Annotated in this window: 21 protein-coding genes; 10 read left to right on the plus strand and 11 right to left on the minus strand. The window is 40.7% G+C overall.

Features of this window, described 5'->3' with window-relative positions:
- Positions 1-9: 9 nt before the first annotated feature.
- Together lgt and hprK are read right to left on the minus strand one after the other, a co-directional pair.
- Entirely contained in the window at positions 10-834 is an 825-nt protein-coding gene (gene lgt / locus MKZ05_RS15900; protein ID WP_050944287.1) for a prolipoprotein diacylglyceryl transferase, read from the minus strand.
- 11 nt (positions 835-845) lie between these two features.
- The gene (gene hprK, locus MKZ05_RS15905) at positions 846-1,778 is read right to left on the minus strand and encodes an HPr(Ser) kinase/phosphatase (protein ID WP_003212943.1); all 933 of its coding nucleotides are present in this window, start codon (positions 1,776-1,778) and stop codon (positions 846-848) included.
- Between the two features lie 177 nt (positions 1,779-1,955).
- Between hprK and nagA the strand changes: the two genes are divergently transcribed.
- From nagA to MKZ05_RS15920, 3 genes are read left to right on the plus strand one after another with little or no spacing between them, the layout of a single operon-like run.
- Positions 1,956-3,146: an N-acetylglucosamine-6-phosphate deacetylase gene (nagA, locus tag MKZ05_RS15910; protein ID WP_310025452.1), complete on the plus strand. Its 1,191-nt coding sequence runs from the start codon at positions 1,956-1,958 to the stop codon at positions 3,144-3,146.
- On the plus strand, positions 3,146-3,871 hold the full coding sequence (nagB, locus tag MKZ05_RS15915) for a glucosamine-6-phosphate deaminase (protein WP_339160542.1): 726 nt from the start codon (positions 3,146-3,148) through the stop codon (positions 3,869-3,871). Before nagA ends, nagB begins: the two co-directional genes overlap by 1 nt.
- Before the next feature lie 24 nt (positions 3,872-3,895).
- Complete coding sequence (locus MKZ05_RS15920; protein WP_050944292.1) at positions 3,896-4,621, plus strand: GntR family transcriptional regulator; 726 nt, start codon at positions 3,896-3,898, stop codon at positions 4,619-4,621.
- 29 nt (positions 4,622-4,650) lie between these two features.
- On the opposite strand, the gene MKZ05_RS15925 is transcribed toward MKZ05_RS15920, so the two are convergent.
- The 5 genes from MKZ05_RS15925 to MKZ05_RS15945 form a co-directional block, all read right to left on the minus strand.
- Positions 4,651-8,508, minus strand: a complete 3,858-nt coding sequence (locus MKZ05_RS15925) for a metallophosphoesterase (protein WP_253622125.1) — start codon at positions 8,506-8,508, stop codon at positions 4,651-4,653.
- A gap of 96 nt (positions 8,509-8,604) precedes the next feature.
- Positions 8,605-8,991, minus strand: a complete 387-nt coding sequence (locus MKZ05_RS15930) for a phage holin family protein (RefSeq protein ID WP_003213568.1) — start codon at positions 8,989-8,991, stop codon at positions 8,605-8,607.
- Positions 8,992-9,186: a PspC domain-containing protein gene (locus MKZ05_RS15935; protein ID WP_003213763.1), complete on the minus strand. Its 195-nt coding sequence runs from the start codon at positions 9,184-9,186 to the stop codon at positions 8,992-8,994. It lies immediately after the preceding gene.
- A 6-nt stretch (positions 9,187-9,192) separates the two neighbouring features.
- Positions 9,193-10,284: a DUF4097 domain-containing protein gene (locus tag MKZ05_RS15940; RefSeq protein WP_253622124.1), complete on the minus strand. Its 1,092-nt coding sequence runs from the start codon at positions 10,282-10,284 to the stop codon at positions 9,193-9,195.
- Between the two features lie 12 nt (positions 10,285-10,296).
- Complete coding sequence (locus MKZ05_RS15945; protein WP_012011387.1) at positions 10,297-10,632, minus strand: hypothetical protein; 336 nt, start codon at positions 10,630-10,632, stop codon at positions 10,297-10,299.
- A gap of 197 nt (positions 10,633-10,829) precedes the next feature.
- Here MKZ05_RS15945 and MKZ05_RS15950 point away from each other — a divergent pair, with 197 nt between their 5' ends.
- The gene (locus tag MKZ05_RS15950; protein ID WP_003213489.1) at positions 10,830-11,060 is read left to right on the plus strand and encodes a hypothetical protein; all 231 of its coding nucleotides are present in this window, start codon (positions 10,830-10,832) and stop codon (positions 11,058-11,060) included.
- Between the two features lie 57 nt (positions 11,061-11,117).
- Here the strand turns inward: MKZ05_RS15950 and MKZ05_RS15955 are convergent.
- From MKZ05_RS15955 to MKZ05_RS15970, 4 genes are all read right to left on the minus strand, one after another.
- Positions 11,118-12,268 (minus strand): IS3 family transposase gene (locus tag MKZ05_RS15955; protein WP_339160451.1). Its coding sequence is split into 2 segments (ribosomal slippage): positions 11,118-11,995 and positions 11,995-12,268, totalling 1,152 coding nucleotides; the frame shifts between segments, so codons are not numbered across the junction.
- A gap of 110 nt (positions 12,269-12,378) precedes the next feature.
- Positions 12,379-15,255 (minus strand): excinuclease ABC subunit UvrA, encoded by a 2,877-nt coding sequence (uvrA, locus tag MKZ05_RS15960; protein ID WP_253622123.1) that lies wholly within the window; start codon positions 15,253-15,255, stop codon positions 12,379-12,381.
- 7 nt (positions 15,256-15,262) lie between these two features.
- Positions 15,263-17,248, minus strand: coding sequence for an excinuclease ABC subunit UvrB (gene uvrB, locus MKZ05_RS15965; RefSeq protein ID WP_212045578.1), 1,986 nt, complete (start codon positions 17,246-17,248; stop codon positions 15,263-15,265).
- 294 nt (positions 17,249-17,542) lie between these two features.
- The gene (locus MKZ05_RS15970; RefSeq protein ID WP_003212837.1) at positions 17,543-17,788 is read right to left on the minus strand and encodes a CsbA family protein; all 246 of its coding nucleotides are present in this window, start codon (positions 17,786-17,788) and stop codon (positions 17,543-17,545) included.
- A 284-nt stretch (positions 17,789-18,072) separates the two neighbouring features.
- On the opposite strand from MKZ05_RS15970, the gene MKZ05_RS15975 reads away from it, so the two are divergent.
- The 6 genes from MKZ05_RS15975 (at position 18,073) to MKZ05_RS16000 (ending at position 25,996) form a co-directional block, all read left to right on the plus strand.
- A complete protein-coding gene (locus MKZ05_RS15975) occupies positions 18,073-20,604 on the plus strand; it encodes a PEP/pyruvate-binding domain-containing protein (protein ID WP_253622122.1) in 2,532 nt (843 codons plus the stop codon).
- 90 nt (positions 20,605-20,694) lie between these two features.
- Positions 20,695-21,267, plus strand: a complete 573-nt coding sequence (locus MKZ05_RS15980; RefSeq protein ID WP_253622121.1) for a TetR/AcrR family transcriptional regulator — start codon at positions 20,695-20,697, stop codon at positions 21,265-21,267.
- Between the two features lie 40 nt (positions 21,268-21,307).
- The gene (locus MKZ05_RS15985) at positions 21,308-22,642 is read left to right on the plus strand and encodes an MFS transporter (RefSeq protein WP_137054353.1); all 1,335 of its coding nucleotides are present in this window, start codon (positions 21,308-21,310) and stop codon (positions 22,640-22,642) included.
- 275 nt (positions 22,643-22,917) lie between these two features.
- Positions 22,918-23,901 carry a YncE family protein gene (locus tag MKZ05_RS15990; protein ID WP_003213342.1) on the plus strand — a complete coding sequence of 328 codons (984 nt, stop codon included), beginning with the start codon at positions 22,918-22,920 and terminating at the stop codon, positions 23,899-23,901.
- Positions 23,898-24,584 (plus strand): response regulator transcription factor, encoded by a 687-nt coding sequence (locus MKZ05_RS15995; protein WP_050944310.1) that lies wholly within the window; start codon positions 23,898-23,900, stop codon positions 24,582-24,584. The genes MKZ05_RS15990 and MKZ05_RS15995 overlap by 4 nt, the downstream gene beginning before the upstream one ends.
- Complete coding sequence (locus MKZ05_RS16000) at positions 24,581-25,996, plus strand: ATP-binding protein (protein ID WP_106032161.1); 1,416 nt, start codon at positions 24,581-24,583, stop codon at positions 25,994-25,996. Before MKZ05_RS15995 ends, MKZ05_RS16000 begins: the two co-directional genes overlap by 4 nt.
- Positions 25,997-26,101: the final 105 nt, after the last annotated feature.

The following is a 26,101-nucleotide window of genomic DNA, read 5'->3' on the forward strand; positions in this document are numbered from 1 at the left end:
CCCCCTGCTTTAATTCGATGAGTTGTTCTCTTTATACGGGATCGATGCGTGACCTTTTATTCTTCTAAAGATCAGCAGCAGAACAGCCACTACAAAAATGGCAATCGAAATCATTTGAGCGATTCGAAGGTGTTCTGTCAGCATCAAACTGTCCGTTCTCATACCTTCTATGAAGAAACGACCGATTGAATACCAAATTAAATAAGACAAGAAGATTTCGCCTCTGCGCATCGCTGTTCTACGTAATAAAATCAAGATCACAACACCGGCAAGATTCCATAATGATTCGTATAAGAACGTTGGGTGATAATACGTCCCATCAATATACATTTGATTAATGATAAACTCAGGCAAATGCAAGTTCTCTAAAAAGGCTCTTGAAACAGCCTCACCATGCGCTTCCTGATTAATAAAGTTCCCCCAGCGTCCAATGGCCTGCGCTAGTAAAATACTAGGTGCTGCTACATCGGCTATTTTCCAGAAGGACACCTTTTTCACTTTTGTGAAGACGATCGCTGTCAGCACAGCACCTATCAGCCCGCCATGGATGGCAATTCCGCCATGCCAAATCTTAATGATTTCATTTGGGTGCTGCTGATAGTAATCCCATTCGAAGGATACATAATAAATTCGTGCACAAATAATCGCTATTGGAATGGCAAATAAGATTAAATCAATAAACGTATCTTTATTGATTCCTCTTTTCTCACATTCTCTCAGTGCGAGCCAGAGTCCTAGTAAGGCTCCGACCCCAATGATCACACCATACCAATGAACCGAAAGAGGTCCGAGCTGAAAAGCAATCGGATCAATTGGCTGAATCGCTTCGTTCATATAGACAACTCCTATTCATCTTGGCCATTGTCTTCAATGACATCGGCTAGTTTACTTGTAAATTGTTCCGCCGCATTATGTCCCATGCGTTTTAACCTGAAGTTCATCGCAGCCACCTCAATGATAACCGCTAAGTTTCGACCAGGGCGGACAGGAATGGTCAGCTTCGGTACATCTGTATCGATGATTCGCATCTTCTCTTCTTCAAGTCCTAAACGATCGTACTGCTTGCCTTGTTCCCAAAGCTCAAGGTTCATGACAATCGTAATTCTCTTATAGCTTCTGACAGCCCCAGCTCCAAATAAGGTCATCACATTAATGATGCCTAACCCGCGGATTTCTAAAAGATGTTCAATCAGCTCTGGTGCGCTTCCGACTAGCGTATCCTGATCCTCTTGACGGATTTCCACGCAATCATCTGCGACCAGCCTGTGTCCTCTCTTCACTAATTCTAAGGCTGTTTCACTTTTTCCTACTCCGCTTTTTCCAATTAACAATACACCTACACCATATACATCAACAAGTACGCCATGAATCGCGGTCGTAGGTGCAAGCTTGCTTTCTAAAAAGTTGGTCAAACGACTCGAAAGTCTTGTCGTTTTTAGACTTGAACGTAACACAGGTACGCCATTTTCATTTGAAGCTTCAATTAATTCCTTTGGCACTTCACGATCTCGTGACAAAATAATTGCAGGGGTAATATCAGTACAAAGAGACATCATTCTCTGCTTTCGTTCGCGTTCTGGGAGCTGTTCAAAAAAAGAAAGCTCTGTTTTCCCTAAAAGTTGAACTCTTTCTTTTGGGTAATATGTAAAATAACCAGCCATTTCAATACCTGGTCTGGAAAGATCACTGATTGTAATGGGACGATTAATCCCTTCTTCCCCACTTACCAGTTCAAGATGAAATTGTTCCATTATGTCCTTCGTACGAACTTTCGGCACGCTTCTTCCTCCTTTTATCACAGGCGATTCAGAAATACAGCTCTATTTTATCACTTTCAATGATGATCCCAAAACAGTATTTTATCCTGATCCTGTTTCAGTTCATTTACTGGTATAGACAACTATACTTAAAAAGGGTAAACTAAGTCAAAGACAATGACTAAAGGGGGCACAATCATGAGCAGCTCTTTATTGCTCTCCAATATTCATATTGTGACAAAGACTGAAATGATTGCAAACGGTTTTGTCGGTTTACGCGACGGCAAGATTGACTATATTTCAACAACACCACCGACAGGAAATTATGAAAAAGTATATATTTCCCGGGAAAACTTTTATCTACTTCCCGGAATGATTGATATTCACATCCATGGCGGATATGGAGCAGATATGATGGATGCGACATCAGAAGCCATGAATACACTCGCTGACCACTTACCGTCAGAAGGAACGACAAGTTTTTTAGCCACAACCATCACTCAAAACCATCATGAGATAGAGCAAGCACTTAAAAATGTCGCCAAGTGGAAACAATACAATGAAGAACAAGCAGGCGTTCAGGCACAATGTTTAGGTATCCATCTTGAAGGTCCTTTTATTTCTAAAGATAAAGCAGGGGCACAGCCTGTTCAATGGATACAGCAGCCCGATCGCCCTCTTTTTGAAAAATGGTTGGATGCTTCTGAACGGCTTATTCGAATTGTCACGTTCGCACCTGAGGAAGACCCTGATTTTGCTTTTCTTTCCTTGTTGCAAGAAAAAAACATTATTCCTTCTATTGGACATACGAATGCCCATCATGACATGATTGAATTAGCAGCAAAGCATGGTGCACGCCATGTCACGCATCTTTATAATGCACTGAGTTCGTTTCAGCATCGTGAACCAAACGCTGTAGGAGCGGCTCTTACAAACGAGGATCTCCATACTGAGCTGATTACGGATGGGATACACTCCCACCCACTTTCCATCAAGCTTGCGTATTTGGCAAAAGGAAGTGATCGTTTAATGATGATCACAGACTCGATGCGCGCAAAAGGACTTGGAAATGGCACGTATGAATTTGGGGGTCAAACAGTCACAGTGAGCGGCGAACAAGCTTTACTGGCAGATGGTACACTTGCAGGATCTATTCTGCGAATGAAAGATGGCGTCAAACGGATGAAACAGATCACACATTGCGAATGGACAGAGATCGCAAAGATGACCTCAACTAATGCAGCCATTCAGCTAGGACTTGATCAGCAGCTTGGTTCGATTGAAGTTGGAAAACAAGCAGACCTTGTGATCTGGGATGAGTCTGGTGAACTAATGATGACGATCTGCCATGGACAAATCGTCTTTGAGAAAAAGGAGGCCAACCACTAATGAACATCATTGAATTTGAAAATAAAGAACAATTAGGAAAAGAAGCAGCAGCCCTGATCGCGCGCACAATCGCTTCTAAACCAGATGCCGTACTCGGCCTGGCAACGGGCGGTACACCTCTTGATACGTATCAAGAGTTAATTCACCTTCATCAATCACAACAATTGTCTTTCAAACAAACAAAAACAGTCAATTTAGATGAATATGCAGGCCTTGATCCAGATCATGAAAATAGTTATATGACCTATATGAAACGTCATTTATTTGATCATATTGATCTTCCACAGGATCAGTATTTCCTTCCAAATGGCGCTACACCTGATTTAGAAAAGGAATGCTTAAGATATGATCAGCTCATTCAAGACATAGGCGGCATCGATCTTCAGCTTCTTGGAATCGGTCAAAATGGACATATTGGTTTTAACGAGCCCGGTACTCCGTTTAACTCAAAGACTCATGTCGTGCAACTAGATGAAAATACCCGGCAGGCCAATGCAAGATACTTTTCTTCTATTGATGAAGTGCCTACACATGCCATCACCATGGGCATTGCGAGCATTCTTTCTAGTAAAAAGATTCTCCTTCTTGCATCAGGAAAATCAAAAGCGAAAGTGATACAATATTTAGAACAGACTGAGATACATCCAGACTTCCCAGCATCTTCTCTGAAACTTCATGAAGATGTGACGATTTTGATTGATCGAGAAGCTGGGTCACTACGCTAAAGCTAAACACGAGAGGATTTTCACATGTTTATTGATAAGCAGTCACCTATTCCGATGTACCATCAGATTATGGAGAACTTGAAAAAACAGATTGAGGATGGAACATTAGCACCTGATACACTCATTCCTTCTGAAAGAGAATATGCCGAACGCTTTGGTATAAGTCGAATGACTGTCAGACAAGCCTTATCGAACCTTGTGAATGAAGGATATTTGTATCGACAAAAAGGAAAAGGCACCTTTGTGAGCCGAAAAAAATTTGAACAGCCGCTTCAAGGCTTAACAAGCTTTACAGAGGATATGCGTCAGCGTGGTCTTAAAGCTTCAAGCCAGCTGATTGATTTCACAAAAACCGTCTGTCCAGATCACTTGCTGCCTGTCTTACAACTGTCAAATGGCGATGCTATATTTGAACTCAAACGGATACGCCTCGCAAATGATGAACCGATGGCGATTGAAACGAGCTATATCCCTGAAGCATTTGCAGGAGATTTAACAAGGGAACATTTAACTGGCTCTATATATGAATATATAGAGACTCAAACAGGCCTTACAATTGCTCATGCAAAACAAGAGCTTGAAGCGAATGTGGCTTCAAATGAAGAAGCACACGTGCTGTCTATTTCAACAGGCGATCCCGTGCTCTCAATCGCAAGAACGACTTATTTTCAGAATGATATTCCGTTTGAATATGTTCTTTCCGTTTATAGAGGAGATCGTTACAAGCTCATTCATACAATGGAAAGATAAACAGTGCCCTTATAAAAGGAGCACTGTTTTTATTTCCTAAGAAATGTTTCTTCACGATCATTTTTTGTATGAATTTTCCATATCGGTGAAATCGCTTTTCCTTGAAAACGATCTTTTGCTACGGTGTACCAATAATAGTCTTCGTTTGGCTTTAAGCCTTTCCACTCAAAGCTTGCTTTTTTGCCGCTTTTTACGCCGCGCGCCTCTCCTAACAAAACATTTGTGTACACATTGAGTTCAAAATAGTTGGTTTTGACAGATTTCATTTTCGGCGTCAAATCCACATCGATTGAAAATTCATCCTGATCTCCATACGTTTTAGGATCGTAGAAATGCTCTTGATTCATGTAAGGTGAGTATGTCGTAAAATGAAGCTGGTTTTTTTCTTGATCGGCTGTTATCAATCGCATAAACCCTTGTCCACCTTCAGGCCCTGACTGATAATCGGCGAGTATTTGATATACTTTCCGGTCTACTTTACCATCCTTGTCATCGTCAAGCTCATCTACTTTCCTGCTCGCTCCGTGATAGTGACCGCTAAATACCGCCACTATATTGGGATGGCGTTTCACTACCTGGTGGAAGATGAGGTCGCCAATCGGACTGCGGTTGCCACTGACCAACAAATACTCATGGAAATTTAAAATGACGATACGGTCTGGATGCTCAGAAATCACACGGTTCAACCAATCAATTTCATCTTGCTTAATCCCCCAGCCCATGTATACCATCATATAATCATTGCCACCGGCAGAGATGAGATCATAATGACCTCGATTGTTTTGATAGGATTCACCATAGTACGGTTTATTTGCAAAGCGTTTCTCACCGAAATATTTCCCATATTCCGCATAAAAACCGTCCTTATGTCGAACATCATGATTTCCTGCTAAAACACCATAAGGAATCTGATGCTCATCTAACACGCGCATAAACGTATCGGCTCGTTGCCATTGTTTATCTTTTGAATCATCCACAATGTCACCTGTATGGAACACATATTGAATGTTTAACTTTCCTCTCTGGTCTCTGATCCACTCGACCATTTGTTTAAAGATATGAGGATAGCTCTTTGCATAATATTGTGTGTCAGACATCCAAACCATCTTATATGGCTTTTGCGCTTTACTGATTTCATCCTGTACAAGCAAATCAAACGTATAATTTTTCATATACTGTCTGACGGACAGCAGTCCTTTCAGGTAAAATTCCTTTTGATCCTTAGCAAAATGATGAGTGATTTTATCCCACTTTTCTTGCTGATGATTCCATGCATACATGGTCACCTTTCTCCCTGTCAATGAACTCCCTTTCCACATCGCCTCGACGACATCCTTTTCACGTACATCTTGATGAACCTTGATTTGAAAACGATGATAGGGAAAACGATGTAAATCCTTCGTTTCAACTGACTTACCATCAGCAAATGCAATGCGATTCCTTTCTTCATGAGAAAAGATCATTTCTCCTTTTTCGTTAAAGCTCTTTGGCGGTTCTGTCTCCGCTGCATATTTCAAAATGTTCATTGATGGATGCAACGATGTATATTGATACGCACGGTAAAAGGAATAATCCAGCTTATCATTCGTTGGGTCCTTGGTGAGCACAGTTTGCTTTGACGATTTCATTTTCGTCTTATCTGCTACACGCTCTGGTGGCTCAGGGTGTTCATGTACCGTCTTGAATTCCTTTTTCAACGTTGACATGTTTCCCGCTGCATCCTTTGCTTTAATTGTCAACGTGTGCTCCCCCGGGTTTAATTCGCTAGAGGACGTCTGGTATGGCAAGGAAATTGACTTGCCATCTACATATGCTTTCATCTCTTCTATGCTACTCCAACGATCCGTTACCTTTGCTTTTAACGTAAAAGCTCCTTTATATGGATCCTTTGTTTGGACGTTGGTTTTAATTTTTGGACCCGTATTATCAACCATCACATGTACAGATGCATGCTCGTCTGATGTTTTGGCCTCAATCAGGTGCGGCCCCTCTTTCAACCTTCTTGTATCCCACTTCATAAACGTTGAAACATAAGCTTCTTTTGGTATTTCAAATTGAAATGTTCTGACCTTTTTGGCGTTACCGCTGTCTCCCATTCTCCATTCTTTTTCCGGCTTTGCATTGATTGGAGGAATTTGAGTTCCATTCGATAAAATCATCCGGACGTTTTTTAGTTCAAAATCATCGTGATTCTCACCAGGCAACCGATCAACTGGAGAAGATTTTGTTCCTGCATGGAAGGAAATCGATTGGAGACCTGCTTTTTTCATCTCTGCTTCTGGTATTGGCATTGTATAGGTACGATACACTTTTGTCGAATCATCAAAAATAGAAAGTAAGTGCTTACCTATGGACACACCATTTTTAAAATATAAATTTGTCCCTTTGACATCAAATGCAATATATGGATCTGCTTCAAGGGCAGAAAACACTGGCTGATTCCGCTTTCCATCTATCAATATTTCAATGCTTTTTTTCTGATCAGACGTTGCTTTTAATGGATATAATCCTGAAACCGTATCTCCTTCTTCTACATTGAATCGAAGGCCATGAGCTTTGCTAACTTGCTCCACATCAATCATTTTTTTCATCGTCATTGCTGTATTTTCACCGTCTGACGCTTCAAGCTGATATTCCAATTGTTCTTTACCAATCAACTCAGGTGAGTAAATAATATGATGAAATAATCGGTCGTTATGATCTTTTTGAAGCAGTATTTCCTTAAAATCATCTTTCCGATTTGTTCGATAGCGAAGCTTGACGGTTTTGACGACCTGATCATCCTGTACATCTGCTTTAATCTCTATGCTTTCAGTTGGTTTCACTGGTTTCCTCACTGTCATATCTTCAATCACAGGTTTATGGATATCTTGAGAAATTTCTTTTTTCTCAGATGGAATTTGTGCTTTTAGCACTTTGCCAGGCGTAGGCTCTTCTTCAATTTTCGAGATTAGCTTCATTTGCGAAGTACCGTCCATTGGATATTTGAACAGCAAAGATTTATGCTCACTAAACCATGAAGGCTTTAAGCGAAATGCTGCTGAAGAAATCTCCTCCCCTATATTCGTTGTAATGGAAACAAGACGAGATTTAGAGTTGGAAAGCCCTTTGCTTTCGATGACAGATACATGCTCTCCCTCTTTTAATTGACTTTTGTACATGGCATTGAAGTCCGCTACAGTTAAATGCTCCTGCCCTTTTTTCCTCAGCCAGAAAACATACGGTTTTCCAGGTGAAAGAGTGACTGGATTTGTGTGAAAGGAATACACATCATCCATTTCGGTTCCTTGTGCAGGATTGCGGTAGCGAAGCTGATAATGTTTAAGAGAGATAGGCTCATGTGTTGTGTTATATACCTCAATAAATTCAAATGCATCTTTGCCTTTGCGATTTTTTGAATTGACAACAATTTCTGTGATGACTAAGTCCGGAATGCGCGAAAGATCCTCTTCAAATCCATTTAAGTGGACAGATTGTTCTGCCGTTTTGATCACGGACTTTTGCGTAAGAAACTCTGTATAGTAACGAACGGTTGAATTCCATAATTGATCTGGCGGAATTTTCGCGGTAAATTCTGGCTTCATACCTGGCAGCCGTTCCATTGGGATCAAACGGTACCCTAGCTCATCACTTTGTTTATAATACAAGTTCGCAGACAAAATTTGTTCCGGATCCGTAATCGACGCACGAAACTGGAGATCACGGCTTTTTTCCCCTAGAACTGGACGGACATCCACATGAAAGGGATCAAAGATAAAAGGAGAAAAAGGCTTGTCCGGTATATTGACCTGTGTTTGAATAAAAGGCCCTGCTGAAGCAGGCTGATTGAAACAAAAAAGAATGATAAAAAAACATAAAAGCATGATTTGTCTGCTCACGTTCACCATCGTGCACCGCCTCCCTTCGGATATTGTGTCTCCTGAAGGAAGTTTTTATGTCAGATGAAACGGAGAATCGATACAAAATGGGTCAAAAAAAAACCGTTAGCTTTTTTTCGCTAACGGCTCCACAATTCCTTTTTGTATCAACAGATGGAAAATGGATAAGATGACAGCCATCCAAATGGCCGTTCCAAACCCATCAATATTAAAACTATCGCCCATAAAACTTGATGTCATCATAAGTGTGATGGCATTAATCACAAATAAGAACAATCCTAGTGTAAGAACGGTTACTGGAAGCGTTAAAATGATCAAAAACGGCTTCACTAAAATATTGAGCAAGGATAAAATGATACTTGCCACAATGGCTGCGCCAAACCCTTCAATATACACGCTCCCAAGCCCTGGCAGAATGCCTGAATCAAAATATCCAGCAATGACGATTAAAAGTAATGCATTGACTAAAATACTGACGATCCATCTAAGCATTTAGTTAGTGCCTTCTTCCGGAACAACAAAATACCAGATGAAGTAGACCAAGAAAATCGGCATAAATGCTGTCATAAATCCGATGATGACCGTTAATATGCGAAGCAGAGATGCATCGACCCTTAAGTATTCGGCAAGTCCACCAACAACACCCGCTATTTTTTTATCTGTTGCTGAACGATAAAGCTTCTTCATGTAGAATCACTCCTTGTCTGATTGGTGCTTTACTTGTATTGAACCTGTTTTTGTTTCTGCAAAAATGGATATACTGTTCACTGCCTGTTGGTTGGCTTTGATCATTTTCTCTTTTTGTAATGTCTCATTTTTCTCTTTAATCATCTCTGCATCAAGCAAATCGTGAGAAATAGACCCAAGATTGCTTTTCAGCTCAGCGGTCACTGCACAAGCACGCGGGATCTGGACGTCCACACTGCCTGTTGTCGTTTTCGCATAAATGGAACGGCACTTCTCATCCGACAGCTGAACAGCAATGTTTCCGTTAAAGCTTTGGGCATCAATTGACTCACTTTTCCCGCGCAGGTCAATAAGCCCATTAATGGTTTCTACTTCAATCATACCACACTCGTGATCCGCCAGTTTAATTTGTCCGTTTGCTGTTTCAATTCCAACCTTTTCCGCCTGTAAAGAGGCAAAAGAGACAACACCATTGGTGGTTTTCGCAGTAAGTTCTTTTGTCTTTAGCTTTTCCCCGCGGATCGGACCATTAAACAGCTTAACCTTGATTTTATCGTATTGGATACATGGCACATATAAAGTGACATTGACTTTCATTGTCTTCTTTTCGGTCCGGATAAAAAATTTATCCCCTTCGAGGCCGCAGTCCAATTGATTGAGAAATTGCTGCCTTGCCTGCTCTCCGTCTTCTGCACGGTAGATTTTCGCATGGCATTCTGCTCGAATGTCGCCATCGTCCCAAGGCATCACATTGAGACTGCCGTTCGCCAATTGAATATCTAAATGAGAAAGTGAGGCGTCTTTGAACTGAAAAATGTGCTCAACGTCGACCGACTGTCCAAAGTTCAAATCAAGATCTACGTCTTTCACCTTTTTCACCGCAGAATCTAACCACCCAAACAGCTTTGCACCAAGATTTTCTGTACCAGTTCCTTTGCTCTCCGTGCCTGCTTTTTCTTCATGAAAGGTGTGATCAACCGTTGATTTTTCTAATGAAACAGATGGATTTTCCTCCAATTTTTCAAGCAGCGTAATCGCTTCTTTTGCAGATAATGTCCCGTCTTCTACTAATTTTAAAATGCGTTCTTTTTCATTCATACAAAGCCCCTCCTACGATTTGATGGATTGAAGTACTTTAATACCTTGAATGATATTCCAAATGACAGAGATCAAAAAGCCAATAGCGACTAAAAAGGACAAGATGAGCATCGTGATCACTGGCATAAGTGAGTCACTTGCCTGTGTCGACAATAAAAATGGGATAGACCCAAAAACCAGCAACACGCACGCTGCGACTGGCAAAACATGTGACCATAATGCTCGCAACGCGTGCCGTTTCGGTTCCTTTTGGTCGACTACAAAATATGCCACGATCGGTACAATAAACGGCATAAAAAATACACTGAAATAACAAATTGATGCAATGATCGACTGATCTCTATTCATATATATTCGCTCCTTCATGATGAAAATTCCTTTCTAACTCATACGTTTATTGCGTATCAAAAGTTTCAAAATCATTCAATTTACATATGACCTTAGACACAAATTACATCTTTTTGCACCTAAGTGTAGATTCTTCACGGATTACCCTTTAAAATATGTTGAAAAGATGGTGATTATCATTATAGGGGGTAATTATTTTGACAGATCATCATAATACTAACCACACGGCTCAAACGCTTTTAGACCTTATACAGAAACAAAAAAGCATGAACAGCGATATGATCAGGGAGCTTGAGACCATTCATCCGTCTCATCCACAGTATGGTGATATCCGTTATTTAAAAGTACTGCTCGACAGCAGCAGCACGCATATTTTAAAGGATTTAACGCAGCTCAGTCATTTAATGCCAAAGGAAGATGCGCAATAAAAGAAAACCCCTCTTAAGGGACTGACCCCCGTTTTTGAGACAGGGATCAAAACACCTTTATACAGCCAATTGCCGATAGTTTATCGGTGATTGGTTGTTTAGTTTCGTTTGAATACGAATGTTGTTATAATAATAAATGTATTCTTTGACAGTGCGTTCTACGATGCTGGTCGTAGTGCGGTCAATCCTGTTAAGATAGAACGTTTCAGACTTTAGTGAGGAATGAAACGATTCGATGGAGGCATTATCAGCGGGCGTCCCTTTACGGGACATGCTCATGGTAATGCCTTTTATATGAACAGCTTTCTGATACTCGTAAGATGTATATACAGAACCTTGATCGCTATGTAACACGCAATTCTCAGGCAGTGCTGGGAGCTGATTAAGTGTGTTTAAGATAAAGTCTGTGTCCTGCTTATCACCAATCGTAAAAGCAATCACTTCTCCATTATATAAATCCAATATACTGGAAAGGTACAATTGTTTCTGTCCATAAGGCAAATACGTGATGTCCGTTACTAGTTTTTCAAGAGGGCGATCAGACTGAAAGTTCCGATCCAGTATGTTACCGGCCACGGCATAGGGCTGCCCATTCTTCTTACGCTTTTTCATTTTAACCCGGCATTGCCACTGGTTTTTCTGCATGATACGTTGAACAGTTTTATGGTTAATACGCATTCTCATTTTTAGTATGGCTGTGATTTTTCGATAACCATATCGATATTTGTGCTTTCGGCACAACGTGCCGACCTGTTTCTCTAGTTGTCTTTTAGAATGATTCTGAGTCAGATCCTTTTTCCATCTATAATACGAAGTACGTAAGATGCCTAAATGGACACAGATGTCCTGTACCGTCATCGTTTTGTGAAATTCTTCTACCAGTTTGATTGACGTTTCCTTATCAACTTCCTTTCCAATTCGTTGTACTTTTTTAACACTTCATTCTGTTGACTCAAATAGCGATTTTCTGCCTGCAGTCTCTCTAATTCGGAAGAGTACTCGGGACCCTTTCCATAGGTATATTGTTTTCCAACAGGCTGTTCGAACCGGTGTGTATCCCCAGCCTTATGCCACCTCACCCATGTCTGAACCTGCGTCTTATTCTTGATATTCAATTTCTGCATGATCTCTTTCATAGGTACGCCTGCCAATCTCATTTCTACAGCCTTCTGTTTGACTTCAACCGGATAACTCACTCTTGTCCCCATAGAAAAAACACCTCCATGTTTTATTTCGGATCACAACGATCCATTTTCAAACTTGAAGGTGTTTTTTATTTGTCTCATCTTACGGGGTCAGTCCCTAACGAGGGGTTTTTTTATGATGAAGTCACACTTTCTGTTTCTTTGACCAACTGTTTCATTCGTTTACGGTCACGCTCTAAAATAGGCTTTAAGTATCGACCAGTGTAAGAAGCTTTTTCTTTTGCAATTTGCTCAGGAGTCCCAGAGGCAATGATCGTTCCGCCGCCAGCACCGCCCTCTGGTCCGAGATCAACGAGGTAATCAGCAGCCTTGATAATATCAAGGTTATGCTCAATCACTAGCACCGTATCTCCGTTTTCGACCAAACGCTGAAGCACTTTTAATAAACGGGCAATATCATCCACATGCAGACCTGTTGTCGGCTCGTCTAAAATATAAAGAGACCTTCCGTTTGAACGGCGGTGAAGCTCAGATGCCAATTTCACACGCTGGGCCTCTCCCCCGGACAATGTCGTCGCAGGCTGTCCAAGTGTAATGTACCCTAGTCCAACATCAAAAATCGTTTGAAGCTTCCGCTTAATTTTCGGGATGTTCTCGAAAAATTGGAGTGCGTCCTCCACGGTCATTTCAAGCACATCAGCAATGTTCTTCCCTTTATATGTGACCTCAAGTGTCTCGCGGTTATACCGTTTCCCGTGGCACACCTCACAAGGCACATACACATCAGGTAAAAAGTGCATTTCGATTTTAATGATGCCATCTCCGCGACATGCCTCACAGCGTCCACCTTTGACGTTAAAGCTGAATCTCCCTTTTTTATACCCTCGTACCTTTGCTTCATTGGTTTGTGCAAACACATCCCGCACATCGTCAAATACACCTGTATACGTGGCAGGGTTGGATCTTGGCGTACGGCCGATTGGAGATTGATCAATATCAATCACCTTATCTAAATGATCCATTCCTTTGATTTCTTTGTGCTGTCCTGGCTTCGCCTTCGCTCTGTGCAGTTTTTGCGCAAGTGATTTTAATAGAATTTCATTCACAAGCGTACTTTTCCCTGAACCAGACACCCCAGTCACAGCTGTAAAGACGCCTAGAGGGAACTTCGCATTGACGTTTTTCAGGTTGTTTTCTTTTGCACCTTTGATCTCAATATAGCGGCCGTCAGGCTTTCTTCTTTCGATCGGCAGCGGGATAAATTTCTCTCCAGATAAATATTGTCCTGTTAAAGATTTCTTGTCCTTCATGACTTCTTCCGGCGTTCCAGCTGAAATCACTTTTCCTCCATGAACTCCTGCTCCAGGTCCAATATCAATCAAATAATCAGCGGCTAGCATCGTATCTTCATCATGCTCTACGACAATGAGGGTATTCCCGATATCGCGCATGTTTTTCAATGTCCCGATCAATCGGTCATTATCACGCTGATGCAGACCAATAGATGGTTCATCTAATATATAAAGAACACCTGTCAGCCTTGACCCGATTTGAGTCGCCAGACGAATCCGCTGCGCCTCTCCTCCGGATAGTGTGCCAGCCGAGCGGCTCAATGTGAGGTAATCTAATCCCACATTATTTAAGAAGGACAAGCGCTCTTTGATTTCACGTAAAATGAGCTGAGCAATCTGCAAATCTTTCTCAGACAACTCGATTTCACCATATAAATCAAGGGCATCAGAGACAGACAAATCAGTGATTTCTCCAATATGTTTGCCATTGATCAGAACCGCAAGCGTCTCTTTTTTCAGACGATATCCTTTACATGTCGGACATGGCTGGTTCGCCATATATTTTTCCATTTGCTCACGAATATAATCAGAGCTGGTTTCTTTATAGCGTCGTTCAATGTTACGAAGAACACCTTCAAATTCAATTTCATTTTCACGTACCTGACCAAAATCATTTTCATATTTGAAATAAATCCGTTCAGAGCCGCTGCCATATAAAATTTTATCGAATAAATGCGACGGTATATCTTTCACTGGAATGTCCATGTCGATGCCGTAATGTGTACATACTGCCTCAAGAAGCTGAGGGTAGTATTGTGAGCTCTGCGGCTCCCAAGGGGCAATGGCATGCTGTCGTAATGTCAAATCCTTATTAGGAATGACAAGCTCAGGGTCAACTTCTAGTTTAGAGCCAAGCCCATCACAGCTCGGACATGCACCAAAAGGACTATTAAATGAAAACATTCTCGGCTCAAGCTCACCAATAGAAAATCCGCAGTGCGGACAGGCATGATGTTCACTGAATAACAGCTCTTCTTGTCCAATCACGTCAATCATCACACGGCCTTCACCTAGTCGCAGCGCCGTTTCAAGGGAGTCAGACAGCCGAGCCGCAACGCCCTCCTTCACCACGATTCGGTCAATCACGACTTCAATGGAATGCTTCTTGTTCTTTTCAAGCTCGATCTCTTCTGATAGATCTTCCATCTCTCCATCGACTCTTACTCGCACATAGCCTTGCTTTCGAATTTGATCAAGTACTTTAACATGTGTTCCCTTGCGGCCAGATACGACCGGCGCAAGCACTTGCAATTTCGTTCTTTCTGGATATTCTAAAATACGATCTGTCATCTGCTCAATCGTTTGGGACGTAATTTCAATCCCATGTATCGGACAAATAGGTTTCCCAACTCGAGCATACAAGAGTCGTAAATAATCGTAGATTTCAGTAACGGTTCCAACTGTTGATCTAGGGTTCCGGCTCGTCGTCTTCTGATCAATACTAATCGCCGGAGAAAGACCTTCAATGGCATCTACATCCGGTTTATCCATTTGACCGAGAAATTGGCGCGCATACGCTGAAAGAGATTCAACGTACCTGCGCTGACCCTCTGCATAAATGGTATCAAAGGCAAGAGACGATTTTCCTGAACCAGATAAACCCGTGATGACCACTAGCTGGTCACGCGGGATATTCACATCAATATTTTTAAGGTTGTGGGCTCTAGCACCTTTCACCTCTATTCGTTCCATAGCCATCAGGCAATCATCCTTCCGCTTTTAGCTCTAGCAATAGATCTCTTAATTCTGCTGCTTTTTCAAAATCAAGCGCTTTTGCTGCATCTTTCATTTCCATCTCGACCTTTTCGATCACTTTTTCTCGTTCTTTTTTGCTCATTTTTGACAGCTTTGGTGCTGCATTTGTTTCATATTCTTCCGATTCTTCATGTATCTTTGTTGCTTTAATGGCATCTCTAATTTTCTTATGGATGGTTTGCGGAGTAATTCCATATTTCTCATTATACGCCTCTTGCTGCTCTCGTCTTCGCTTCGTTTCTTGAATCGCAATATCCATTGATTTGGTCATTTTATCTGCATACATAATGACCCGGCCTTCCGAATTTCTCGCGGCACGGCCTATCGTCTGGATGAGGGATCTTTCAGAGCGTAAGAAGCCTTCTTTATCTGCATCTAAAATCGTCACGAGCGAGACCTCTGGAATATCCAGTCCTTCACGAAGAAGGTTGATTCCCACAAGCACATCATATTTTCCAAGACGCAAATCGCGAATAATCTCAATCCGCTCAAGGGTCTTAATTTCTGAATGCAGATAATTAACTTTGATTCCGATCTCTTTTAAGTAATCTGTAAGATCTTCAGACATTTTCTTCGTCAGCGTCGTCACAAGCACACGTTCATTTTTCTCAACCCGCGCATGAATTTCTCCAATTAAGTCATCAATTTGCCCTTCAATCGGACGCACTTCAATGATTGGATCAAGTAAACCTGTTGGACGAATAATTTGTTCCACAACCTCAGGTGTTTTCTCAAGCTCATAAGGACCAGGAGTGGCAGATACATGCACAATATGATTAATATGCTTTTCAAACTCATCAAAGGTGAGCGGTCTGTTATCAAGTGCTGAAGGCAGACGGAATCCGTGATCAACCAACACTTGCTTTCTTGCTTGGTCCCCGTTGTACATCGCGCGGATTTGCGGGATCGTCACATGTGACTCATCAACAACAATCATAAAATCATCCGGGAAATAATCAAGCAATGTGTAAGGTGTTGAACCAGAAGGACGCAAGGTCAGGTGCCTTGAGTAGTTCTCGATTCCTGAACAAAAGCCCATTTCTCTCATCATCTCAAGGTCATATCTTGTCCGCTGCTCAAGGCGCTGCGCTTCTAGCAATTTTCCATTATCTCGAAGTTTTTCGAGCTGCTCTTCAAGCTCTTGTTCAATATTAATAATCGCTTTTTCCATTTTTTCTTCTCTTGTGACGAAGTGAGATGCTGGGAAAATAGCCACATGCTCACGATCACCGAGTATTTCTCCAGTGAGTGCATCCACTTCACGAATACGTTCAATTTCATCACCGAAAAACTCCACTCTGATACAATGTTCATCACGTGAAGCAGGAAAAATTTCAACGACGTCTCCTCGTACTCGGAAGGTTCCGCGCTGAAAATCTATATCATTACGAGAATACTGAATGTCCACCAGCTTTCGAAGAAGCTGATTGCGTTCAATCTCCATTTCAGTACGTAAAGACAGCACAAGCTCTCGGTATTCCTCTGGCGAACCTAAGCCATAAATACAGGAGACACTGGCAATGATGATGACATCTCTCCGCTCAAATAACGAGGACGTAGCGGAGTGTCTCAGCTTATCAATCTCATCATTGATGCTGGCATCCTTTTCAATAAATGTATCAGTCTGAGGCACATACGCCTCTGGTTGGTAATAATCATAGTAACTCACAAAATATTCGACAGCATTATTCGGAAAAAATTCCTTGAACTCGCTGTATAGCTGACCGGCAAGTGTCTTGTTATGCGCAATGACAAGTGTCGGTTTGTTCACTTCTTTGATCAGGTTGGATACAGTAAAGGTCTTTCCCGTACCTGTAGCACCTAACAGCGTTTGATGCTGTTTCCCCTGATGGATCCCCTCAACAAGCTTTTCAATTGCCTTCGGCTGATCTCCTTGGGGCTGATAGTTAGAAACTAATTCAAAGCGGTCACTCACATCAAAGCCTCCGTTTCGTTACGAAATCTATCTAATGAATATATTATCATAAAAGAACACAAAAATACGAACTAAAGTTCGGCTCTTACTTGATTTTTATTTCCAATACAGTCATACCCTCTCTTCAATACCAAATAACCCTCTTGCGAAAACCTTCCTTTCAGTATGGAACATTTTGGTGAGAGATATTCGATGAGCAGAAAAAGAGAACAAAAGAAAGCTGCACTCACTAGAATTCGTAAGCACAGCTTATAAAACGTCATCTTTCTGCCTAACACGCTCTTGATGATGATATCAATGATTTTTTTCAGCCTTTTCTCTCTTTTCAATTTCTTTTTTAGCCATATATAATGCCCCAGCTACTAAAGAAATGATATCTAATCCCACAATAAAGTAGGTTTCTGTATAGCCCTTCATGTACGAGGCAAATAAAAGCGCTGCTGTTAATGCAATGCCCACATAATGATTATAAGTAACCTTTGAAAATAAAATAACGAGCAGGAAAGGAAAAACAAGTGCAAATATGGCTTTTGTAATCACAAAAACCCTCCCTCTTCTTGGTCTACTCCCTTGATTATAGTAAAGATTGGCATATTGAACAATTCACAGTTTTCAATTTCACCTATTTTTCTTTCTGTTCGGAGACTTTTGTTATAGATATAGAAGGAAATTAGTGAGAATGTCCCCTTTGTAAAGATAGGTCTTTCCGTCTTTGACAGTAACATCCAATAAATCCTATGATTAAAATGATAGTGCGCACTATCATTTTAGAAACGATAGAGAGACAGACAAACCATTGGCTATTTGGATAAGGGGGCATTCCCATGTATTCAGTTTTATTTCATGCGGCTGAAGAATCCGCAGCACTCGCAGGGGCAAAAGGCCTGAATTTAATCAAATTAAACAATCACGGCCTGCCAGTCCCAGATGGATTTATTATCAAAACCAACAGCTTTTCAAGCTTTCTTTCATATCACAACCTGCATCCAACTGAACAAAACCTTGCTGACAAAATCAAAAAAGCATCGTTTCCTTCTCAAATGGAAGCAGAACTCCTTTCGTCCTTTCAATCATTGCGGAAAACTTATCCCTCAGTTGCAGTTCGATCCTCTTCTGTTGCTGAAGATCTCGAAGGCGCCTCATTTGCAGGACAGTACGAGACCTATTTAAATATCAAAACAAATGAAGAATTCTTACAGGCTGTCAAAGAATGCTGGTCTTCTTATTTTGGAGCGAGAGTGACAGAATATAAGGAAGAGATGGATGAAAACGAGGAAGAGATGCCGCTCATGGCTGTTGTCGTTCAAGGATTGATCCATTCTGACGTCTCCGGTGTCATCTTTAGTGAGAATCCCGTAACAGGAAAAACAAATGAAATGATGCTCACAGCAAGCTACGGACTAGGAGAAGCAATCGTCTCCGGGCTTGTGACGCCTGACACATTTGTTATAGACAAAGAGACACTTTTTATTGAAAAATCACTTGGAACGAAAGAGCTGCAAATTATCCCTTATCAAGAAGGTGTCATTGAACAAGCAGTAACGGAAGAAATGGCTGGTCAGTTTTGCCTGAATGATGACCAATTAGAAGAAATCACGCAAATCACCAAACAAGTAGAAGCACTTTATGGTCATAGCGTCGATATCGAATTTGGAATAGCAAATGGCACATTTTATTTACTTCAAGCCAGGCCGATTACCGCAGCCCTCTCAAAAGCAGCAGATGAGACAGCGGGCGCTTCTTTTCAAATGCAGCCAGACGAGCTGCAGGATTTCTGGATCTCAATGGACGATCATCTGCCGGGCCCAACAAGTCCTCTCTTTTCAAGCCTGATCATCCCAGCATTAAAAAGCGGTATGAAGAAAAATGGTGAAAAATATCAAGTGCCTGATCTGAATATTAAAGATATCAAGCTTTATAGAGGTCACCTGTATTCATCACCGTCACTGCCTGAAGCAAGTGCAGAAGCTGCACCAGTTTTTGATGAGAGCATATTTGAGTTATTTCCGCATTTAAGTGAACGTATGTATGAGATTTTAGAGAAAAATTTCTTTCCCTTTTACGAAAAACTCGATCATAAAATGAAGGAACCGATGACCATTGAAGACGCCATCGTCGGCTTCGAAGAATTAAAGACTTTTTATATACAAGCATACGATGATCATTTTGATATTGTCATACCTCAAGTCATTTTATCGGCTATGATTGAAGACATGCTTGTGACGTATACTGGTGATCAATCACAAGTGATCCTGCTGCATGAGATGATGATAGGCGTGATGAACAAATCTCTTGAAACAGACAAGAAGCTATCTGATTTTGCAAAGAGTGTCCTTCAAGATACTGAACTTCATCAAGCATTTATGAACCATGAAAAGAATCCAGCACTGCTTGATGCACTCACTCAATCGGAAAAAGGCAGACACTTCATTTCGACATTAGAAGAATTTCTTCAAGTCTATGGCTGGCGATCTGTTAAAAGTCATGACCTTACGGAAGAGACATGGGTGGAAAACCCTGAGTTTATACTAGATATCATCAGAAACAATATTCAACACCAAAGTGATTTTGATGAAGAATTTGCACAAGCCGTCATCAAAAGACAAGAGACATATGAACATTTTATGAGCCAAGTGAAGGATGAAGCGTTTAAAACGAAATTTGAGACTCTTTACCAATTCGCCCTACAGGCCGCTAATATCCGTGACGATCACCACTTCTATATTGATGCCATGTTAGATGCTAAAGCCAGGGTATATCTATTAAAGATTGGTGAACTTCTTGTACAAAAAGGAGCGATCCCTCATCCAGAAGATCTATGGTACCTCTACGATGAGGAGGTACACACAGCGCTCACAACCTCTACATCATTTGATACGGTCATCGCACAAAGAAAAATTGACATGAAAGATAATGAAGCCATCCAACCACCAGCTTATATGGGTACCCCAACTGAAGCTGAATTGCAGCAAGTAGAAAGAATGCTCGGTTCATTAAGAGAAAATGAAAACAATACAAGTGATATGATCTATGGAATTGGCGCATCTAGCGGTATTGTTTCTGGAAGAGTAAAAGTCATTACATGTGCTGAGGAATTCTCTCAATTTCAAAAGGATGATATTTTAGTTTGCAAAACAACCACACCTTTATGGACGAGCTTATTTAGAGATGCAAAAGCAGTCATCACCGATGCTGGAGGCATTTTGTCTCATTCAGCTATTATCGCTAGAGAGTATATGATGCCAGCTGTCCTAGGAACCCGAATAGCGACTGAAACACTTCAATCCGGTGACCTTGTGACAGTAGATGGAAGCAATGGACGCATTCAGATATTAAAACAGCATGCACGTGTCTAACTTTATCGTTTTGGATCATATTGGCGGTCATAGATTTTATCGGTATACTTACTTTGTTGCAAACACATTCATAACCTGAGGTGAGTATGCTTGTTAAAATCTACAAATCAACGAATCATTCGCGCAACAATGGATTTATTGACTGAAAAGGGCTATCAAAAAACCACAACCAAAGAAATAGCCACAAAAGCGAATGTCAGTGAAGCAACAATTTTCCGCAACTTTAAAAACAAACGCGGCGTTATTGCTGCCATTATGAAAATGAAATCAACGCCGACGAAAACCTTAGAAGCAGAATTTAAAGGGGATTTATACACCGATTTAAAGTTTCTCGGTTCCTATATCCTTGAACATTTAACTTCAAAAAAAGAATTCATTTATATCAGCATGCGAGAACCGGCTATGTTTAAAGATCTGACCAGTCATGAAAAAATTTATCCTCAAGAACTAAGGGAAATGCTGATACAATACTTCAAAAAGATGAGTGCTTTGCATAATGTCTTAAAAGGAAAAGAAGACATTTATGCAGACATTTTCATTAGTACGTATTTCGGTTTTTTTATTCAGCAGCTTGAGCAAGACTTCCAGCTCGTATTAACACAAAAAGATGATTTTATTGAGACATACACACACATTTTCATGAGAGGAATTTCTCCCGTTTAAAGGGTGGAATTCTTCTTTTTTACAAAAGGTGGTATACACATTGAAATTGCAAAAAGAGAATTTGATCATCTATTCTTTGTTACTTGGAGCTATACTAGTTCCGGTCAACTCAACGATGATCGCAGTCGCTTTATCATCCATATCAACTTATTATGATCAATCCATTTCAAACATTACTTGGGTTGTCACGATTTATCTTATTGTCATGGCGGTCACACAGCCTATCGCTGGTAAGTTAGGAGATATATATGGACACCGCCGCATGTATTTAACCGGAGTGACACTCTTTTTAATCGGCTCGATTGGCTGTGCTTTAGCACCTAATCTAGCATTTCTCATCATCTTTCGCTCCATTCAAGCAGCTGGCGGGGCTATTTTAACACCGAATAGCATTGCTTTGATTCGTGCAACAGTCTCACCCGAAAAGCTATCTAAAACAATGGGTTACTTTGGATTTGGTGCTGGTATTGGTGCCGCACTTGGGCCATTTATTGGATCGATTCTCATTCAGAGTTTTGATTGGCATTCCATATTCTTAGTAAATATTCCATTTCTGTTTCTTACACTAGTCACCGGCGTCTTGCTCATTCCAAACATAAAGCATACACGCATACATGCAAGGGTAGATATGATCGGTTCATTGTATTTAACCATCGGAATTGCCACAATCATTCTATGCTCAAAAAGCCAGCTACTAAATGAATATTTAATTTATGGCATTCTAGCATTGATTGTCATTCCTTTATTCTTTAAACATGTACGCAAAGTAAAGAATCCCATTATCGATTTATCCCTATTTAAAAACAGTTCATTTACAAATGCGAATCTGTCGATCATGCTAAGTAATTTTGTGATGTATGCCATCCTTCTCATTATGCCGCTGTTTATGGAACAACAACTTGCGCTTTCTCATACAAAAAGCGGTATGATTCTATCGATATTTTCTCTTTGTATGTCTCTTAGCGGTTTATTAGGCGCAAGACTCCATCCAAAAAAAGGCGCGAAAAAAATGATTCGCTTTTCATTTCTCTGCCTTACTTTATCAGGCATCATGTTAATTACACTGAGTCAGTACCCAACCTTACCACTGCTTATCGTGACACTAGTCGCAGGTGGAATTTCATCAGGGATTGGTATGACAAGTATGCAGATGGCTTCTTTAACAGCTGTTGATCAAAGCTTAACTGGTTCGGCATCTGGTATTTTCTCAACCTTTCGATATTTTGGCAGTATCATTTCGTCGACATTGATTGGTATCATGAGTGGTTTCCAATCTTTATTTATTGTATTAATGGGCGCAGGAATCCTTGGCTTCCTTTTATCCCAACGCGTCAAAACGAAATCTACCTCTCCATCATCTGGGCATTCTGCCTAATCACTCCCTGCGCTCTATGGCGATTTAGAGCGGGGAGTTTTCATTATTTTTATCACTGTAAGCTATAGCTGGCACAGGAATCAAATATTGAAAATCCTTTTTTAAAGATGAAAAAATGCCACATGACTAGACAAAAAAGGAACTTTAAATCGAATTGTCCTCATTCATCCACCTAAAATCTGTTTTTCATCTCTTTCAGCATTGATAACTTCGATTTTTTTTCACAATTTTTGTGGTATGCTTTTTGAAAATAGAGGACGCAAAGGAGCGGAAGAATGGAACGTGTAAAATATGTTGTGATCTATTTATCAGCTCTATTGTTATTCCTGTCAGGCTGTGGAAAAGACCAGCAATTTACTCCACCTGACAGCTCTCAATCGATCGCGGTCATCTCTCAATTAAAAAAAGCCTCCTTTTCAATAGTTGATTTACAAAAGAATAAAATGATCTCTTCCGTTGATTTAAAACATCCGCTCACTGATCTTATCCAAATCAACAAAGATGTCATCATCGCAACTAGTAAAGAAGGAGAATCGCTTATCGAAATTAATTTAAAAAAAGGTACAGCAACAGATTATATGGATGTGAATAAAGGGCTGACTTCCCTTACATATGATGCAGCTTCTCACACCTTAATTGCAGCAGATTCGCAGAAAAACGTCGTTTATTTTATTGATACGCAGCGTAAAAAAATAAAAGCAACTGTGAAGACCGGAAAGTTACCTTCTTCTATGACACTTTCTCCGTCAGGTACTTTATTTGTTTTAAATGCAGAAAGTCATACTGTCTCTGTTATAGATATTGAGAAGGAAAAACATATACGTACGTTCTCTGTACTTGAACGACCATCTGGTATTCATTTTGATGGACAATCCATTTGGATCGGTGGTCACGGTAAACCAGGCACCTTAAATAAGAGCATTTTTGCTTACGACCCTCAAACAGGTAAAAAGCAGCGAGAAATAAAACTAGGCGTTATGCCTGTTGCATTCTTTTCAGAGAAAAATTCTTCTACTTTATATGTACTTTGTCATGGAGATCATACGCTATACAAAGTAGATACAGAGACGAATAAGCAGCTTGCTTCTGTTGAAACTGGTCAAAATCCGAATTATATCACCGCTGATACCACATCAATATATGTGAGTAACTTAGATGACAATTCAGTATCAATTATCGATAAACATACATTCATGATGAAAAATCGACTGAATGTCCCATCAGGACCTTATGCTATCGTGTTGGAGGAAAAGAAATGAAAGAACAAATGCATATTTTAATTGTAGACGATGAGTTCGATATGCTTGAGTTAATCGGATCCTTCTTAAAAAGACAAGGCTTTCACATCATCACAGCTAGTAATGGAATGGATGCCTTACGTCAGCTTGAAAAGGAACCCGTTGACCTTGTAGTACTAGATATCATGATGCCTGATATGGATGGATTTGAAGTCTGCCAGCGTATCAGGCAAACATCTCAAATCCCCATCTTATTCTTAACAGCTAGAAGTTATGAGGAGGATCGAATTAGAGGCCTAGAAATTGGTGCGGATGACTACATCATGAAGCCTTTCAGTCTACGTGAGCTTGCAGCAAGAATTGAAACAACTTTGAGACGAATTAGAGGTCTTTCGCTAAAGCGCAGCCGCATACAGTTTGGTGACATGGAGATTGATCAGGATGGTAGACAAGTCTATATCCATCAGGAGCCCATTAATTTAACTAGAAGAGAATTCGATTTGCTCATGTTTCTTTTACTCAATCAAGGCCAAGTGTTTTCACGAGAACAGCTCTATCAAAAATTGTGGGAATCACATTCTACGAGCGGCTCTTTACGAACAGTCGATACACATATCAAAACGCTGAGACTGAAATTAAAGGGAGCGGAACGGCATATAAAAACCGTTTGGGGTGTCGGCTATAAGTTTGAGGAGGAAGAATGAAGCCTTTATCGATTAAAAAGAAAGTGCTCTTCTTAATCCTTGTAGTGACCGGAATCGTTGCTGCCTCAGCTCTTGCCCTCACCTATTACTTATACCAGCACTTGTATGTTGATAAGCAGATTGATTCCTTAAGTTTACAAGGTAAAAAGCTGGCACAAATTTATCATCAACACGGGAAAGATACGTATTTTACCGATAGAGTAAAATGGGCTAACGACTCGAGTCAGGCGAACATTATTTTTACAGATGACCCAATGGAGCTTTCAAGTGGTCTTCCTTTTGATACGAACACAAATGATAACCTCATCACGTTCAAGGAACGCCAAAAACTCCTTCAAGGGGAAACCGTCGTGTTGATTAGAGAACACTCACAGTTTCATCAAGATATTCTTGGCATCGCCATCCCTGTTTTCTCAAGCAAAGATGAGCTATCAGGGACAATTTTTCTATCCATGCCCTTATCGGATGTATATGAACCCTTTGTCCAAATCAGATTGACACTTGGCATATCCATTTTGTTAATTCTGCTCCTGATTTTCTTTATCGGATATAAGAGCTCCAATAAAGTCGTTCGGACAATTAATCAAATGAAAGAAATTGCGATGGAAATGGAATCTGGCGATTTTTCAAAACGGATGGCTGTGACCAAAAACGGAGATGAATTAAACCAGCTGAGCCGCTCTTTTAACAAACTGTCTTCTACCCTTGAAAAAGTTGAGCAGCACCGCAGGGAATTTCTTGCGAATGTCTCCCACGAACTTCGGACTCCGCTAAGTTATATGAAAGGATATGCTGAAGGTATTGAAGAAGGGATCATTGATCAAAAAAAAGGAATGCACATCATCCAGGATGAGGCCGCACGTTTAAGCCGACTTGTGCATGATCTTTTAGACCTTGCGCAGCTAGAAGGAGATTCTTATCCACTAACGATGGAGCCAATCGTCTTTGCTCAGCTGATTCATGACGTTCTTGATCAAATGGCATTTATCGCTAATCAAAAGGGCATTTATCTGAAACGGACACTTGATGAGGATTGTATTGTGTATGGCGATAGCGATCGGCTGCAACAAGTGGTTCGTAATTTACTGGACAATGCCATTCATTACACTCCCTCTGGAAAATCGGTCTCGATTGAATTACTAGTTCACCAACATAAAGCTGAATTGAGAGTGACAGATGAGGGCAACGGCATTCCAAAAGAAGACCTTCCACATGTTTCTGAGCGATTTTATCGAGTAAATAAGGCACGTACGAGAAAAGATGGCGGCTCAGGTCTTGGACTAGCTATTGTCTATCAAATCATGAAAAAACATCATGGCACGTTCGATATTCAATCTGAGCCAGGATGCGGTACGACAGCCATCATCCAGCTGCCAAATACTCCAGTCGTTGAAAACCTGCCAACGATATAACCAATTAGATTTTTTAGGTAAGGTTATTCGTTTAATCCAAATATACGCATCAGTCGCCTAAATTTGAACAGCTATTTTCGGCATCTTTTTGATCATCTACTTTTA

Origin of the sequence: Bacillus sp. FSL M8-0277, from assembly GCF_037975305.1 — a bacterium.
In the GTDB taxonomy this organism is placed as follows: domain Bacteria; phylum Bacillota; class Bacilli; order Bacillales; family Bacillaceae; genus Bacillus; species Bacillus pumilus.

Coding starts and splice junctions, on each gene's coding strand:
- lgt (WP_050944287.1), bottom strand. CDS start 834: ATGAACGAAGCGATTCAGCCAATTGATCCGATTGCTTTTCAGCTCGGA.
- nagA (WP_310025452.1), top strand. CDS start 1,956: ATGAGCAGCTCTTTATTGCTCTCCAATATTCATATTGTGACAAAGACT.
- nagB (WP_339160542.1), top strand. CDS start 3,146: ATGAACATCATTGAATTTGAAAATAAAGAACAATTAGGAAAAGAAGCA.
- MKZ05_RS15920 (WP_050944292.1), top strand. CDS start 3,896: ATGTTTATTGATAAGCAGTCACCTATTCCGATGTACCATCAGATTATG.
- MKZ05_RS15925 (WP_253622125.1), bottom strand. CDS start 8,508: ATGGTGAACGTGAGCAGACAAATCATGCTTTTATGTTTTTTTATCATT.
- MKZ05_RS15930 (WP_003213568.1), bottom strand. CDS start 8,991: ATGCTTAGATGGATCGTCAGTATTTTAGTCAATGCATTACTTTTAATC.
- MKZ05_RS15935 (WP_003213763.1), bottom strand. CDS start 9,186: ATGAAGAAGCTTTATCGTTCAGCAACAGATAAAAAAATAGCGGGTGTT.
- MKZ05_RS15940 (WP_253622124.1), bottom strand. CDS start 10,284: ATGAATGAAAAAGAACGCATTTTAAAATTAGTAGAAGACGGGACATTA.
- MKZ05_RS15945 (WP_012011387.1), bottom strand. CDS start 10,632: ATGAATAGAGATCAGTCGATCATTGCATCAATTTGTTATTTCAGTGTA.
- uvrA (WP_253622123.1), bottom strand. CDS start 15,255: ATGGCTATGGAACGAATAGAGGTGAAAGGTGCTAGAGCCCACAACCTT.
- MKZ05_RS15975 (WP_253622122.1), top strand. CDS start 18,073: ATGTATTCAGTTTTATTTCATGCGGCTGAAGAATCCGCAGCACTCGCA.
- MKZ05_RS15990 (WP_003213342.1), top strand. CDS start 22,918: ATGGAACGTGTAAAATATGTTGTGATCTATTTATCAGCTCTATTGTTA.
- MKZ05_RS15995 (WP_050944310.1), top strand. CDS start 23,898: ATGAAAGAACAAATGCATATTTTAATTGTAGACGATGAGTTCGATATG.
- MKZ05_RS16000 (WP_106032161.1), top strand. CDS start 24,581: ATGAAGCCTTTATCGATTAAAAAGAAAGTGCTCTTCTTAATCCTTGTA.